This is a genomic window from Priestia sp. P5_B4 (assembly GCF_056400385.1).
Map to the genome: position 1 here is coordinate 1 of NZ_JBFULJ010001218.1, position 884 is coordinate 884.

At 29.9% G+C, this 884-nt stretch carries 1 protein-coding gene; it reads right to left on the reverse strand.

Features of this window, described 5'->3' with window-relative positions; translation table 11 throughout:
- Positions 1-232 precede the first annotated feature (232 nt).
- Positions 233-688, reverse strand: a complete 456-nt coding sequence (locus tag AC1DRF_RS30060) for a CBO0543 family protein (protein WP_427077280.1) — start codon at positions 686-688, stop codon at positions 233-235.
- Between the last annotated feature and the right edge of the window lie 196 nt (positions 689-884).

Sequence of the window (884 nt, forward strand, 5' to 3'; positions counted from 1 at the left end):
GTATGACAACTGTCATACATGTATAGATGTATTTTCTTAATGCAAGGAATAAGATGAATTAACTGCTATTCAGAATCAGAAGGAATTATCTCATGAAGAGGTAGCTGCTTCTGATTTTTTAATGTATATCATATATATTTTTAGTTACTATAGGGAACTCAACAAAAAGAACCTAATAAAATAACTTAACAGGTAATTTTTTCGAATTTTTTCCGAGTTTTCAGAAGGATAATTATCGTTTACTAGAAATTATTTTTCTCACCAATTTCAAGTTACTTACAAGAATAAGAAAAATAATTGGGTATACTAGAGCCGAATATAGTAATTTCCAGCCATTATAATAAAAAAAGTCCGTGTTAACTACGAACCATTCGAATACAACAGAAAAAAGTGTCCAACTTAAAATATAAAGTACTTTTCTTCCTAAAGCTTTGTTAAATGGATAAAAATTCAAAAACAAAAAACTGATAGAGGGAAAATACATAATAACTGCTAAAAGCGATAACCACTGAAACCCTTTTTGAAGATAACCATACAAATTGTAATGCAGGTCTAACACTAAATCTGTTGTTACCCCATAAGCGTAGGCAAAAATACATGTAGCATATATTTCAATAGGGACTAATCTTTTAGGTACGAAAAATGCTAGTAAATTAAAAACTAAAAAGCCCACAAAGACATACATCATTATTAGACTTCCACCTTCGATTACTAAATAAATTGGATACAATTAGTATGTCTATTTATAAAATTAAAATGTAAATTAGCCAACAACGAATAAATTTTCACATCCGGAACAAACTAACTACTCAAGACGCCGTGAGGCATCTACGAAAATCCTTTAGCAATAGAGCAGAAAAACCCTATCTTTTCTGACTGGGAAG

Bases quoted from the DNA above. Each gene is read 5' to 3' on its own strand.
- AC1DRF_RS30060 (WP_427077280.1), bottom strand. From the start codon at position 688: ATGATGTATGTCTTTGTGGGCTTTTTAGTTTTTAATTTACTAGCATTT.